The organism is Arthrobacter sp. StoSoilB22, assembly GCF_019977315.1.
Lineage (GTDB): Bacteria > Actinomycetota > Actinomycetes > Actinomycetales > Micrococcaceae > Arthrobacter.
Map to the genome: position 1 here is coordinate 1,477,200 of NZ_AP024652.1, position 12,994 is coordinate 1,490,193.

The 12,994-nt window shown below is 62.3% G+C and carries 11 protein-coding genes; 9 read left to right on the forward strand and 2 right to left on the reverse strand.

The window, feature by feature from the left end:
• Positions 1 to 25: 25 nt before the first annotated feature.
• From LDN70_RS06980 to LDN70_RS07005, 6 genes are all read left to right on the forward strand, one after another.
• Positions 26 to 583, forward strand: a complete 558-nt coding sequence (locus tag LDN70_RS06980) for a DUF5666 domain-containing protein (protein ID WP_223942143.1) — start codon at positions 26 to 28, stop codon at positions 581 to 583.
• Positions 584 to 908: 325 nt separating this feature from the next.
• Positions 909 to 1,943, forward strand: coding sequence for an ABC transporter permease (locus LDN70_RS06985; RefSeq protein ID WP_166843046.1), 1,035 nt, complete (start codon positions 909 to 911; stop codon positions 1,941 to 1,943).
• 42 nt (positions 1,944 to 1,985) lie between these two features.
• Positions 1,986 to 2,909 carry a carbohydrate ABC transporter permease gene (locus tag LDN70_RS06990; protein WP_223942144.1) on the forward strand — a complete coding sequence of 308 codons (924 nt, stop codon included), beginning with the start codon at positions 1,986 to 1,988 and terminating at the stop codon, positions 2,907 to 2,909.
• A 69-nt stretch (positions 2,910 to 2,978) separates the two neighbouring features.
• Positions 2,979 to 4,637: a type 2 periplasmic-binding domain-containing protein gene (locus tag LDN70_RS06995; RefSeq protein WP_223942145.1), complete on the forward strand. Its 1,659-nt coding sequence runs from the start codon at positions 2,979 to 2,981 to the stop codon at positions 4,635 to 4,637.
• A 58-nt stretch (positions 4,638 to 4,695) separates the two neighbouring features.
• Positions 4,696 to 5,748: a LacI family DNA-binding transcriptional regulator gene (locus LDN70_RS07000; protein ID WP_223942146.1), complete on the forward strand. Its 1,053-nt coding sequence runs from the start codon at positions 4,696 to 4,698 to the stop codon at positions 5,746 to 5,748.
• Between the two features lie 16 nt (positions 5,749 to 5,764).
• On the forward strand, positions 5,765 to 6,958 hold the full coding sequence (locus tag LDN70_RS07005; protein WP_223942147.1) for a Gfo/Idh/MocA family protein: 1,194 nt from the start codon (positions 5,765 to 5,767) through the stop codon (positions 6,956 to 6,958).
• A 57-nt stretch (positions 6,959 to 7,015) separates the two neighbouring features.
• Here LDN70_RS07005 and LDN70_RS07010 read toward each other — a convergent pair whose 3' ends face one another.
• Positions 7,016 to 7,963, reverse strand: coding sequence for a LysR family transcriptional regulator (locus tag LDN70_RS07010; RefSeq protein ID WP_142939753.1), 948 nt, complete (start codon positions 7,961 to 7,963; stop codon positions 7,016 to 7,018).
• Between the two features lie 107 nt (positions 7,964 to 8,070).
• On the opposite strand from LDN70_RS07010, the gene tdh reads away from it, so the two are divergent.
• Positions 8,071 to 9,117, forward strand: a complete 1,047-nt coding sequence (gene tdh, locus LDN70_RS07015; RefSeq protein ID WP_142939752.1) for an L-threonine 3-dehydrogenase — start codon at positions 8,071 to 8,073, stop codon at positions 9,115 to 9,117.
• A 36-nt stretch (positions 9,118 to 9,153) separates the two neighbouring features.
• Complete coding sequence (locus tag LDN70_RS07020) at positions 9,154 to 10,347, forward strand: glycine C-acetyltransferase (protein ID WP_142939751.1); 1,194 nt, start codon at positions 9,154 to 9,156, stop codon at positions 10,345 to 10,347.
• A gap of 152 nt (positions 10,348 to 10,499) precedes the next feature.
• Here the strand turns inward: LDN70_RS07020 and LDN70_RS07025 are convergent.
• A protein-coding gene (locus LDN70_RS07025) for an IS3 family transposase (protein ID WP_142937384.1) occupies positions 10,500 to 11,716 on the reverse strand; the annotation gives its coding sequence in 2 pieces (ribosomal slippage) (positions 10,500 to 11,452 and positions 11,452 to 11,716; 1,218 coding nt in all).
• Positions 11,717 to 11,891: 175 nt separating this feature from the next.
• Between LDN70_RS07025 and LDN70_RS07030 the strand changes: the two genes are divergently transcribed.
• Complete coding sequence (locus LDN70_RS07030; RefSeq protein WP_166843051.1) at positions 11,892 to 12,989, forward strand: NAD(P)/FAD-dependent oxidoreductase; 1,098 nt, start codon at positions 11,892 to 11,894, stop codon at positions 12,987 to 12,989.
• The last annotated feature ends 5 nt before the right edge of the window (positions 12,990 to 12,994 follow it).

Below are 12,994 nucleotides of genomic sequence, written 5' to 3' on the forward strand. Positions count from 1 at the left end.
CCTGTTGTGGGCGCACAATGGATGCATGGCCACTCTCAAACCAAGCTTTCGTAGGGGCCTTCTGGCCGGTGCGATTGCCCTCGCACTGACCGGTGGCGGTGCCGCGGCTGTGTGGGCGGGCACCCAACCCAGCCCTTCGCCGTCGAGCCCTTCTGCCTCGCCCAGCCCGTCCGGGTCCGGAGCGGCCAAGTCCACGGAGGGCCGTGGGCAGGCGATCCACGGCGAGCACGTGGTCAAGCAACAGGACGGGAGCTACCGTACTGTTCTCACGCAGACCGGAACCATCGAATCGGTGAGCGGCCCCGAGGTGACCGTCAAGAGCGAAGACGGCTTCACCCAGCGCTACGCAATCACTGCAGAAACCCGCATCGCAAAAGTCCCAGAAAATGTGTCGGAGCTCCGGAACGGCAAGGGCAGGCCGTCATTGCCGTCAGCGACGGCTGCTGATCTCGAGGCAGGGGACACAGTGAAGGTGAGTGGCACCAAGAACGGCGAAACGGTGACGGCTACGAAGGTGGTGTCCGGCGAGCTGCCAGCGGGCGTCAAGGGCCACGGGCATAAGCGCGGGCACGGCCCGAAGTAGCTGGGAGTACCGCTGTGTGCCGGTGTCGCTCCCGTTTCCGCCGTGCGTGCAGGTAATTTCGGGGGCAGGTGGCGGGAACGGGCGCGAGGGCACCTCTAGACCCAGCCCTCATCACATTTGTGGTCCAAACCGACCCGGGCCTTAAGCAATACGCGCACTCCATGGCACCTCTCTGTGCCGCCTTCGTGATGAAAAGTGATTTCTGGGATCAGTTTCGATCATGATCTTGCAAAAAGAGATGCTGGTCACTTATGGTTTGTTAAACGGTTAACGAGCGTGGCTTGAATCACATTGGTGGCTCGGGCTCAGCACTTGAGGAGACAGTATGAACTCGACGACGAAACAGGCTCCGGCATTGCCCGAAGCTCGCCGAGTCCCCGGGCCGCCTGGCAGCAACGCCCCCGGATCCGGTTCGAAGAAGCGGAAGAGAAGCCAGGTCCCACAGCAGAGTTTCCGTTCACGCCTGCGACGCGACAAGCAGATGCTGCTCATGATGCTGCCCGGTGTGGTCTTCCTGCTTCTCTTCTTCTACATCCCCATCCTGGGCAACGTCATCGCATTCCAGGACTACCAGCCGTATCTGGGCATCGGGGACAGCTTGTGGGTTGGCTGGCAGAATTTTGTGGACCTGTTCGGTAACCCGGATTTTGTTCACGCCTTCTGGAACACGCTGTACCTGGCCGCCTGGCAGTTGGTTTTCCTCTTCCCGGTACCACTGGTGCTGGCATTGATCGTGGATTCACTCATCAGCACCCGTGTCCGGCGGATCTTCCAGAGCATCGCCTACCTGCCCCACTTCTTGTCCTGGGTTCTGGTGATCGCGTTCTTCCAACAAATGTTGGGTGGCGCAGGATTCGTCAACAACCTCCTCCGGGACTGGGGTATGGATCCGATTCCCTTCATGACCAATCCCGAGACCTTCCCGGTCATGGTGGTGGTCCAGATGATCTGGAAGGATGCCGGCTGGGCCATGATCATCTTCCTGGCCGCCCTTGCCAGCATCGATGCCTCTCTCTACGAAGCCGCCGCGGCAGACGGGGCCGGGCGCTGGCGCAGGATGTGGCACATCACCCTCCCCGGGCTGCGTCCTGTGATCGTCCTGCTTCTGATTCTGCGCATCGGCGACATCCTCTCAGTCGGGTTCGAGCAGTTCATCCTGCAACGCGACGCGGTGGGAGCCGGAGCTGCGGAAGTGCTGGATACCTTCACCTACTACACGGGCGTAGTGGGAGGAGGCTGGAGCTCTGGCGCGGCAGCAGGCCTTGCCAAGGGCGTAGTCAGCGCCTTGTTGATCTACGGCGCCAACAAACTTGCCCACCGCTTCGGCGAAGACGGCATCTTCGCAAAACAAGTGCGCTGAAAGCCACGCTGACCCGCGCGCCTGCCGCACAAGGAGAACCCCATGGCAACAACACTTTTCACCAAGAAACCCCGGGAACTGAGCTACAACCCCAAGCGCCCGGTGTGGAAGGAAAAGCCTTCCGCGCTGTACCAAACGGTCAAAGCCGTGGTCTTGATCGTCTTTAGCCTGTCCATCCTGACACCCATCCTGTTGGTGGTATCCACGTCCTTGGCTGACACGGAGCAGCTGATCGAAGCCGGCGGGTTCGTCCTCTGGCCCGAACGTCCCACCTTGGAGGCCTACGTAACCATCTTCAAGGGCCCCATGGTCCTGCAGTCACTAGGTGTTAGCGTGCTGGTCACCGCCGTAGGGACCATCCTGGCGTTGTTCGTCACCATCACCATGGCTTACGCCACCAGCCGCACGGTGCTGTTTGGCCGGCCAGTGATCCTCGCAGTCCTGTTCACGCTCCTTTTTGCTCCGGGTCTCATCCCGTCCTTCCTCATGATCCGCCAGCTCGGTCTTCTGGACTCTTTGTGGTCCCTGATCCTCCCGGGCATCTTTGGAGCCTTCAACTTTGTGGTGATGCGCTCGTTCTTCATGAACATCCCCGGGGAGCTGATTGAAAGCGCCAGGATCGACGGCGCCAACGACTGGCAAATCCTGTGGCGCATCGTGATGCCGTTATCCAAAGCCGTGATCGCCGTCGTCGGGCTGTTCTACGCGGTGGGCTTCTGGAACTCGTTCTTCAACGCCCTCCTTTACATCAACGACCACAGCAAATGGCCCATTCAACTGCTGCTCCGCAACTTTGTTGTCCAGGGGAGCGGTGCGGCCGATCAGCTTGGAATCACCACCACGCCCCCGCCCCAGTCCATCGAGATGGCCGTTGTGGTGGTGGCGTTGGTCCCCATCCTCATGGTGTACCCCTTCCTCCAGAAGCACTTTGCCAAGGGCGTTATCACTGGCGCCGTCAAGGGATAGCCCAAGCCAGCCAACAGTCAAACACCCAAATCCGCAGAAATTAAGCAAGTAACCAGAAAGGGTTATGCCATGACGAGCACTACCTCTCAGGCTGGATTCAGCCGCCGCGGTTTCCTTGGCCTCGCAGGCCTGGCCGTGACCGCAGCCGGCTTGTCCGCCTGCGGTGGCGGCGGAGCCGCAAGTAACGGAGGCGCCGCTGCCTCCGCTTCGGTCAAACTGCCCACGTACAAGGAATTCACTGGCGTCACCCCGGACATCGCAGGCAATGCCAAGGGCCTCCAGGCCGGCTACTTCAAGCTGCCCACCGCTGTGCAGTCTGTGAAGACGCCGCCGCTCAAGGGCAAGGTGACGGGCCTGACCGAAACCTTCGACACCATGAGCCCGGGACTGAAGGACAACCCCTTCTGGCAGCGGCTCAACGCCAAGCTCGGCGGCGACCTTGAACTCCAAATCGCTGAGGACATCGGGGATGGCTACCCCGCCAAGTTCGCCACGGTCCTGGCAAGCAACGACCTTCCGGACATGATGTGGGTTCCGCCGAACCAGGGCATCCCCAATGTCGGGCCAATGTTGGAAGCCAAATTCCAGGACCTGACGCCGTACCTCTCCGGTGACGCCGTCCTGGAGTACCCCAACCTGGCCGCACTTAAGCCCGATTCCTGGAAGACCGCCGTCGTCAACGGAAAGATCTGGGGAGCCCCCATCCCCAGTACCCCGTTCGGGCAGGTGTATCTCGGAAACCACGATATGTGGGCGAAGGTGGGTGGCTTCGAAGCAGCCAGCGCCGACGAATTCCTGGACAAGGCCAAGGAGCTGACCCGGCCCGGCGATCAGCAGTACGCCCTTGAACCGGCCTACGTCAACGCCCTCCACATGGTCACGGAATGGTTTGGCGCTCCGAACAGCTGGGCCGTCAACAAGGACCGCAGCCTCACCCACCTCTACGAAACCGACGAGTACATGGCCGGCGTAGAGTTCACGGCCAAGATGTTCGCAGCCGGCGTCTTCTACCCGGACTCCAAGGCCACGGATATCCGCTCGCGTGTGGCCAACGGTAGTGTTGCCGCCCAGGTGGTCTCCGGTCCCCACGACATCCGCAGCTACCGCGCGCTGAGCAAGGACACCCAGTTCGACATCCTGGTTCCGTTCAGCGCAGACGGCAAGGTCAAGCCCGTCTACGACATGGGCTATGGAACCGTGGGCTTCACGCCGTTCAAGAAGGCCGAAGAGGGCAAAATCCGGGAATTGCTCGCGCTTATCAATTACTTGTCGGCCCCGTTCGGCACTGTGGAATACATGCAGAAGAACTTCGGCGAACTCGGCCAGGACTACACCATCGACGCCTCGGGCAACCCGGCCCGTACCGAGACCGGAACCACCAACGCCCCTGGTTTGGTCTCAGCGCTGAACATCATGTCCAGCCCGGAGAACGTCATCTTTAACCCCGGCTTCGACGACGACACCCGCTACGTCAGCCAGCAGGAAGAGAAGCTCCTGGAACTGGCCTGGCGCAACCCCACCAACGGTTCCTACTCGGACACCAACGCCAAGGTGGGTGCAAAAATCACCAAGCAGTTGCGCGACAAGGTGGTGGACATCATCACCGGCCGCGCCAAGATCGACGAACTCAAGGACGCGGTCAAACGCTGGAAGAGCGAAGGCGGCGACAAGATGCGCGATGAGTACCAGGCCGCGTTGGACCCCAACGTGCCGGTCTTCAGGAGCTAGCCTCAAACCAACAACCACGCAACGCAAACGTACAAGGCAAGCACCAGCAGGGGGAACCATGGCAAAAGCGAGTAACAACGGAGTCCGACCCACCATTCGCATGGTGGCCGAACTAGCGGGCGTTTCTACGGCCACGGTTTCCTATGTCCTGTCAGGTCGCCGTGGCGATGGGGGACCAGGGGTGTCGGATCCGACGGCGGAAAAGGTCAAGGCCGCTGCGGAGCGGCTTGGCTACCGCCCCAATCAGGCGGCCCGGGCCATCCGCACAGGCCGGACAAACACTGTGATCCTCTCGCTGACCATGCTGTCCGATCCCTGGTCCCTGTCCGTCATTGAGTCAGTGCAGAAGGTGGCAGGTCCGTTGGGCATCACGCCGATGATCCTGGGTGACGCGGACTGGCTGAAGGTGCTCGGTACACATAATGCCGACGCCGTGTTTGTGGACGCTGTCCATGGCGAGCAACGGGACGCCTTGCGGAAGCTCGCCGAGCACGGAACCACCCTGGTGGTTTTTGACGAGACCCTGGACGCGGAAGGCTTCGATGTCATCCGTTCCATTGCCGGGCCAGGGTGCCGCATGGCCGTGGAGCACCTGCTCCACGGCCACCGCCGGATTGCTTGCCTTACTCCGGCTACGGCGGCCGGAACGTCCGGCGGCGCCCGGTACCGGGCGTATTCCGAGGCGCTGGAGCATGCTGGCGTCACGGAACGCGAGGATTATGTGGGCTTGTTCGATGGCACCAGCGCAGGGGCGTATGCCACGGCAACCCGGCTGCTCAGCATGCCGGACCGTCCCACAGCCATCTACGCCACCACGGATTATGCAGCAGTCAGCGCCATCAATGCGGCCCAGCGCCTCGGCCTCGCTGTTGGCACCGATGTGGACATCATCGGCGTGGGTAACACCGTGGAGGGCGAGCGCATGTCGCCTTCCCTGAGCACGGTGGGTCCCGTGGATTTCTTCGACAAACTTGCGCGGTTGCTCCTCCGTCGGGCAACCGGCCAGTCCAGCCCGGACAAGCCGACTGCACCCGCCGTCCTTGACTTCCCCTGGCATTTGTTCGTGCGCGAATCGGCGCCGCACCGCAGTGCCGCAACCAGACTTTACTAAGAACAGCAGAAGGAAATTGCACACCATGGAAAAGGATTTGAAGGTCGGCATTGTGGGTTTCGGCCTGCGGTCAGGGCTGTGGAAGCACGCCCACAAGCCGGGCCAGGGCTCGGCGGTCACCGTTGTTTGTGACCTGAGTGAGCGCGGCCGGGCTGACGCCGCCGAACGCATCCCCACCGCCCGGATCACGGATGATCTCGAGGAACTGCTGGCCAGTGGCCTGGATGCAGTCCTGGTTCTGACCCCCGACAACCAGCACGCCGCCGTCGCAGTCCGTACTCTCCAGGCGGGTATTCCCACCTTCTGCGAGAAGCCGCTGGACATCACGGTTGAGGCTGCGGACTTGATCCTCACCACGGCCTACCAAACCGGCACCCGCCTCTATGTAGGCCACAATATGCGCCACATGCCGGTTGTGGTACAGATGCGCCAGCTCATTGAAGAAGGCAGGATCGGCGAGATCAAGGCTGTCTGGTGCCGACACTTCGTAGGACACGGCGGTGACTACTACTTCAAGGACTGGCACTCCCAGCGCGCCAACGTCACCTCGCTCCTGCTCCAAAAAGGTGCCCACGACATCGACGTGATCCACTGGTTGGCGGGCGGATATACCAAGCGCGTTGCCGCCGTCGGCGATCTTGCGGTTTATGGCGACGTCGCGAACCGGAGCAACAACGCCGGCAAGCGCATGGGGGATTGGTTCTCCATGGACAACTGGCCGCCCACCGAGCAGAAGGACCTGGCGGAGGTGATCGATGTGGAGGACATCTCCATGATGAACATGGTGTTGGATAACGGCGTGCTCGCCTCATACCAGCAGTGCCATTTCACGCCCGACTACTGGCGCAACTACACCGTCATCGGTACCAAGGGCCGGATCGAAAACCTGGGCGATGGGCCCGGAGAGACCATCAACGTGTGGACCAGCAGGTCCTCGGGCTACGCGGCGCCGGATGAGGTCATCACCATTGAGGACGGCGAAGGCGGCCACGGCGGCGCCGACCCGCGCCTGATCGAGGAGTTCCTCCGCTTCGCGTCGGAGGGTGGCCGGACCCAGACCAGTCCGATTGCCGCGCGCCAAGCTGTGGTGGCGGGCATCCTGGCAGCGGAATCGTTACGCGGCGATGGCTCTGCACGCGAGGTACCGGAGCTCCCTGCCGAACTGGTGGAGTACTTCGACGCCGGTCAGCCCGCCTTGGTTCGCGACTGACCCAACTGAGTCGCAGTTAAGCGCGTTTTGACGGCTCAAAACGCGCTCTGCTGCGACTTACTTGGGTAAGCCGGCGCGGGATAGCTCAACAAGCTCGGTCATGACGGTTTGAAGTGACTCGCAAACCGTCATGACCGATTTCCGTTTGAGTGTCTCCGGACGGGCCAGGATGTCGATTTTCCGTACCGAGTTCACCCCGGACAGCGGACGTAGAACCACGCCGGCATCCAAAACACGGCGGGCGGTGAAGCGCGGCAATAGCCCGATCGCTCCACCGGCGGAAACCAGCGCCGCCACGGTGGAATAGTCGTTGATGCGGTGCAGTACCTCGGCTGGTCGCCCACTCACGGCGACGACGGCGGCCAGCACGTCTGCGGGGGAGTAGCCGTCGCGGCTGGTCACCCAGGGTTCATCCACGACGTCGGACGGTTTCAGTTCGCTTCGGGCCGCCAAGGGGTGATCCGCGGGGAGGGCAATATCCAGCGGCTCGTCGGCCAGGGGTATCACTGCGACCTTGTCCTCCGGCCAGGACGGGCTGTTGTCCATCCTGTGTGCCAACACCAGGTCATATCGGGCAGCCAACCCCGGGAAATCCTCCTGGGCCACGTCCTCATCGGAGAGTCGAAGCCGTGGCGACTTCCCGCCGTCGGACGCCGTCCCGGATGCCAAATGCGCCGCTAACGGGGCGAACAGCGCCTGACCCGCGCTGTGGAAAGCACTCACGCTTACTGGCGCGTCAGGAGCATCGTGATAAGCGCCAATAGCGGCCCGCGCATCTGCCATGGCGTTCACGACGGCGGCACCCGCCTCCGCGAGGACGCGGCCCGCATCGGTGAGAACCAGGGCCCGGCCTTCTTTGCGCGTCAACGGCACGTCCACGGACTTCTGGAGCAGGGCGAGCTGTTGGGAAACGGCCGACGGCGTGACCATGAGAGTTTCAGCAACGGCCTTCACGCTGCCCAGGTCGCCGAGTTCCCGGAGCATCTGCAGCTGATGGATTTCCATTAGCAAATCCTAAATCGTTGATTGAGAAGAATCTAGTTGTGCTAAATCGTCGGCGGCGCTCTAATGGATGCAGCAGCAGCGAAGCGGCCCTGGCAGTGAGGAATCCCATGAAGGCTCTCTACAAATCCGGACCCCACGAAGGGTTCGAACTGGTCGAACGTCCCGAGCCTGAAGCGGGCTCCGGCGACGTCAAGATCCGCGTGATGACCACCGGCATCTGCGGCACGGACCTCCACATTCAAAGCTGGGACGCCTGGGCCCAGGGCATCATCGAAGCGCCCCTCATTGCCGGCCACGAGTTCTATGGCGAAGTAGTGGAAATCGGCGAGGACGTCCGCGACGTCAAAGTTGGGGACAGAGTCTCCGGCGAAGGTCACGTAGTGTGCGGAATCTGCCGCAACTGCCGTGCCGGTCGCCGTCAGATGTGCATCCACACGGTATCCGTTGGCGTGCAGCGCGATGGTGCGTTTGCCGAATACGTCGTCATCCCGGAGACCAACGCCTGGGTCCACCAGGACGAATCTGTCACCCCGGAACTTGGCGCCATCTTCGATCCCTTCGGCAACGCAGTCCATACTGCCCTCAGCTTCCCGCTGGTCGGCGAGGATGTGCTCATCACGGGCGCCGGACCTATCGGCCTGATGGCAATCGCTGTCGCCCGCCACGCAGGTGCACGAAAGATCGCCATCACGGACGTCTCAGCTCCGCGCCTGGAGCTCGCGCGCCAGATGGGCGTTGACCTCGCCGTGGACGTGTCCAAGATGCGGGTCCGTGAAGCACAGCAGGAACTGGGCATGCGCGAAGGTTTCGACATCGGTCTGGAAATGTCGGGACACCCCACCGCGCTGCCTGAGATGATCGACAACATGAACCACGGTGGCCGGATCGCCATGCTGGGCCTTCCCAGCCAGTCCATCGACATCGACTGGGGCAAGGTAGTCACGCACATGCTGACGCTCAAGGGCATCTACGGTCGCGAGATGTTCGAAACCTGGTACGCCATGAGCGCCATGCTGTCCTCCAACCCCGTGCTGCACCGCAGCATTTCCGCTGTCGTGACGGACAAGCTGTCCGCCAAGGACTGGGAAAAGGGCTTCGAAATTGCCCGCAACGGTACGGGCGGCAAAGTGGTCCTTGACTGGACTGAACTCTAAGAGATCCCCCGACTTTCAGACGTACTGAGGAGCACCATGTATTCAGCCATCAAAGACCAACTCCAGGGCGAACTCGACGAGATCCGGAGCGCCGGCCTCTTCAAGACCGAACGCCACATCGATTCCCCGCAGGCCAGCCACATCGCAGCCGGCCAGCTTGGCCAGCCGGCCAACAAGGTCCTGAACTTCTGCGCAAACAACTACCTGGGCCTGGCCGACCACCCGGAGATCATCGCCGCAGCCAAGTCCGCCATGGATGAGCGCGGTTTTGGTATGGCGTCCGTTCGGTTCATCTGCGGAACCCAGGACCTGCACCTGGAACTCGAAACCCGTGTCTCGAAGTTCCTGGGCACCGAGGACACCATCCTGTTCTCCAGCTGCTTCGATGCCAACGGCGGCGTGTTTGAGTCGCTCTTTGGCCCCGAAGACGCCATCATCTCCGACTCCCTGAACCACGCCTCCATCATCGACGGCATACGCCTCAGCAAGGCCAAGCGCTTCCGCTACGCCAACCAGGACATGGCAGATCTTGAAGCCAAGCTGGTTGAGGCTGAGGGGTCCCGCCGGAAAATCATCGTCACCGATGGTGTCTTTTCCATGGACGGCTACCTCGCACCGCTCGAAGCCATCTGCGACCTCGCGGAGAAGCACGACGCCTTGGTCATGGTGGACGACTCCCACGCCGTCGGCTTCATGGGCCCCACCGGCGCCGGCACTCCGGAGCACGCCGGTGTTTCTGAGCGCGTGGACATCTACACCGGTACCTTCGGCAAGGCCCTCGGTGGCGCCTCGGGTGGTTACGTCTCCGGCCGTGGCGAGATCGTGGCAATGCTTCGCCAGAAGGCCCGCCCCTACCTGTTCTCCAACTCGCTTGCCCCGGCCATTGTTGCGGCCACCATCAAGGCGATCGAGCTCGTGCAGGAATCCGGCGAGCTGCGGACCCGCTTGTTCGAGAACGCAGCGCTGTTCCGGCGCCGCATGAGCGAGGAAGGCTTCGAGCTCCTCGACGGCGAGCACGCCATCATCCCCGTCATGTTCGGCGATGCCGTTGTAGCTGCCAGGGTCGCTGACGAGATGCTCAACAACGGCGTCTTCGTCACTGCCTTCAGCTTCCCGGTGGTTCCCAAGGGCGTGGCCCGGATCCGCGTGCAGCTCTCCGCGGCGCACAGCGCGGACGACGTCGAAGCCTGCGTTCAGGCGTTCGTCAAGAGTCGCGCCGCGGTCGCCTAGAACCCTCTCTCACGTCCCGCGGGTTCCAGCCGATCGCTCTCTCACGTCCCGCGTGTTTGGGCCGGACGCTCTCTCACTTCCTTGTGGCAAGTGAGAGAGCGTGGGGTTTGCGGTCGTCAAGTTTTTGAGACAGGTCTCGTTGTTGTTTTTGGTTAGGCGGCCAGGGGTTGCTGGGCGCGGGTTTGGTAGTTGGTGTGGGCTTTGGCTGGTGGTATGCCGCCGGCTCGGCGGTTGGGCCGGCGGCGGTTGTACCAGCCCTCGATGTATTCCATGACACCGGTTCGGGCGGCGAGTCGGGAGCCGTAGCGTTGGTGGTGGTAGAACTCGGTTTTGAGGTGGGAGAAGAAGTTCTCCGCGACGGCGTTGTCCCAGCAGACCCCGACTTTCCCCATGGACTGCGTCACCGAGTTATCGCCGCACCATTTCTGGAATTCATCCGAGGTGTATTGGGTGCCCCGGTCCGAATGGAACACCACCGAGGCCCCGGTCAGGTGGCCGTGGTTGCGGGCCATTTGCAGCGCCGCGGTGCACAGGCTCGCGCGCATGTGCCCGGCCATGGACCAGCCGATGACCATGCCGGAGAAAAGATCGATCACCGTAGCCAGGTAGAGCCAGCCCTCACCCGTGCGCAGGTAGGTGATGTCACCGACCAGGCGGGTTCCGGGCACTGTTGAGGTGAAGTCCCGCTTGCCCTCTGCATCGAGCATGTGGTTCTCGATGTGGGCTGTTTTGGCCTGCGGATCCTGGACGGTAGTTGCCTTCCAGGCCTGGGTGCGGACGGCCCGCAGCCCGTGCTCACGCATGATCGCCCCGACAGTGGGGGCCGAGACCCGCACTCCCTTCTCGTTCAAAAGCAGGGTCAGTTGGTCCCGGCCGGCACGGCCCTTCTCCTCCTTATACAGCTCGGTAACCGCGGCGGCGAGATCCTGATGCCGTACTGCCCGCGGGGATGGCCCGGCCGGGTTGCGCCATCGGTAGAACGAGGCCCTGGAAACCTTCAACGCCCGGCATAGCCAGGCCACGGAATGGTTGGCCTTCTCCGCTTCGATGAACTCGTAGAAGTCCTCTACTTTTGCTTCGCGGCAAAGAAGGCGCTGACTTTTCCCAAGAACTCGACCTCGGCCTTCAATCTCTCGTTCTCAGCCAAGGCCTTCCGGTGTTCATCCCAGGACACCGGGCCCGGGTCCACAGGCTCTAGAGCAGGACCGTCCTGATGTTTTCCCCGGTGCCGATGAAGCCAGTTCCCCAACGTGCTCTCCTTCACCCCGAGCTCGTCAGCGACTTGCTTCACTGAACGATCCGAGGACAACACCAGCTGCACAGCTTCCTCACGGAAAGCCGCATCATATTTTCTTCTAGGACCAGTCATTCTGAAGTCGATCTCCCATCAACCTGTCTCAGAAAACCATACGGCCGCAGTTTTAGGGGCCGGGATGTGAGAGAGCGTGGGGTTTTAGGGGCCGGGATGTGAGAGAGCGTGGGGGTGGCGGGATTGCCGTGGGCCAAGATGTCCACGCCCGGCTACGGTCTGACAGGATGGAGCTATGGCTTCGAATTATGACGTGGTAATCGTTGGCGGCGGCATCGGGGGACTGTCCTTGGCAGCGGCCCTGGCAGGCAAGTGCACTGTGGCCCTTGTAGAGGCGGAGCAAACCCTGGCCTTCCACACTTCCTCGCGCTCGGCCCGGCAGCTGATCCCCAGTTATGGTCCGGCAGTGGTTCAGGACCTGACCATCCGCACACTCGAAATGCTGGCAGAACGGGACGCGGAGGCAGCAGAACCAATTCTCACTCCGCGCGGCTTCATGCTGGTGGGCGACGAGGAAACCGTGCGTGCAGAGGCTAGCGGCAACATGCACACCATCACCCACGAAGAAGCCATGCAGCTGTGCCCGGCCCTCAACCCGGATTCGTTCACAGCCGCAGGGTTGGACAACGGTTCCTTCGGCTGCAACGCCCCGTTGTTGCTGGACGATCACCGCCGGACCGCAGAAGCTGCAGGCGTGGACATTATCACCGGGGCCAAAGTTCACTCGGCCCAGCGTCTGGGGAGCGGCTGGCAAGTGGGGGCGGGCACCGAAGGCTTTCAGTCCGGCGTCGTGGTTAATGCGGCAGGTGCGTGGGCCGATGAACTGGCTGTCATCAGCGGCGTGGAGAAGCTGGGCCTGCAACCCTATCGGCGGACCGCCGCGATCGTAAACGTCCAGAACCCGTTGACGCCGGAAACACCCATGGTTTGTGCAGCTGACGATTCGTTCTACTTCCGCGCCGAGGGCAACCAGGTGCTGATATCGCCGTCGGAAACCGTGCCCAGCGGCGCGGAGGACGCGAAACCCTACCCCGGTGACGTGGAGGCGTTGATCGGCAAGCTCAACGCTGTAACATCGCTGGGCATCCGTTCTGTGGACCGCGCATGGACGGGCCTCAGGACAGAAGCCGCGGACGGAATCCCTGTGGTGGGGTTCGACGCCGAAGCATCCGGCTTCTTCTGGCTCGCCGGACAAGGTGGCTACGGTTTCCAGACATCCTCCGCCATCGCGGAGCTGGCCGCAGCACTCATCCTCGGCGACGTCACGCCCGACAGTCCGGAATCCCGGACAGCGGAGCAGCTCGCGGCCGCACGTTGGTCCATTCGGCGCTGAACAAT